The following is a 1063-nucleotide window of genomic DNA, read 5'->3' on the forward strand; positions in this document are numbered from 1 at the left end:
GCCGGGCCCTTACGCCAGCACGCCGAAGAACGCGCCGACGATGCCCACGACCATGGTGGCCACGATCAGCACCATGGGGTTGATCTTCTTGGACAGCAGCCAGTAGTACAGCCAGAAGGCGATCATGCCGAGCATGCCGGGCATGATGCCGTCCAGGATGTCCTGGAGGGTCTGGGCGTCCTCGCCCGAGCCGATGGCCACCGGGATGCTGGCCCAGAACATGTCCTTGCACATGGCGCCCACGACCATGACGCCCACGATGCCCACGCAGGTCATGATCTTCTGCATGAGGCCGGTCCTCTGGGCCTCGTCCAGGAAGCCCACGCCCAGCTCGTAGCCCTTGACGGCGCCCCAGATGCGCAGCGCGAAGCCGGGGACGTTGTAGATGAGCAGGAAGGCGATGGGGCCGAAGGGGTTGCCGGCCTGGCACAGGCTGATGCCCACCGCGGCGGCGACCACGCGCAGCGTCGACAGGAAGATGGAGTCGCCGATGCCGGACAGCGGACCCATGAGGGCGGCCTTGACGTCGTTGACGCTCTCGGGCTCGATCTCGCCGCGGGCGACCTTCTCCTCCATGGCCATCGCGATGCCGCCGACGAACGGGGCGAACTGGACGGTGATGTTGAAGAACGCGCAGTGGCGGTGCAGGGCCTCGGCGTAGTCGTCGGGGCGGCCGGCGTAGATCTTCTTGAGCATGTTGGCGACCATCAGGCAGAAGGCGATGTTCATCTGCTTGTAGTAGGTCCAGGAGAACTCCATGCCCAGGGCGCCGGTGTTGACGGCGCTCTTGATGAGGTCGGAGCGCGTGATCTTGTTCTCGGGACTAGAAGTCATCGTCCTCATCCCCTTCCGCGGAGAGCTGGGGCTGGGCTCCGCCCAGGCCGAGCAGGTCGAACTTGTCGATGCCGATGATGATGGCGATCAGGGCGACGCCCAGGACGGGCACGTTGGCGTAGGAGCACAGCAGGAAGCCCAGGAAGTAGAAGGGCACGAGCTGCTTGGTGAGCACCAGGCGGCCGAGCATGGCGAAGCCCATGGCAGGCAGGATGTTGGCGGCAACGCC

The 1063-nt window shown here is 65.6% G+C and carries 2 protein-coding genes; both read right to left on the minus strand.

Annotated features, from left to right (window positions below; all coding sequences use genetic code 11):
• Window positions 1–9 precede the first annotated feature (9 nt).
• Complete coding sequence (locus tag DXB98_RS10035; RefSeq protein ID WP_117744015.1) at window positions 10–843, minus strand: PTS system mannose/fructose/sorbose family transporter subunit IID; 834 nt, start codon at window positions 841–843, stop codon at window positions 10–12.
• On the minus strand, window positions 824–1063 hold a 240-nt coding region (locus DXB98_RS10040), incomplete at its 5' end, for a PTS sugar transporter subunit IIC (RefSeq protein ID WP_147324175.1). The genes DXB98_RS10035 and DXB98_RS10040, both read right to left, overlap by 20 nt.

It is taken from the genome of Collinsella sp. OM07-12, from assembly GCF_003438275.1.
GTDB lineage: Bacteria > Actinomycetota > Coriobacteriia > Coriobacteriales > Coriobacteriaceae > Collinsella.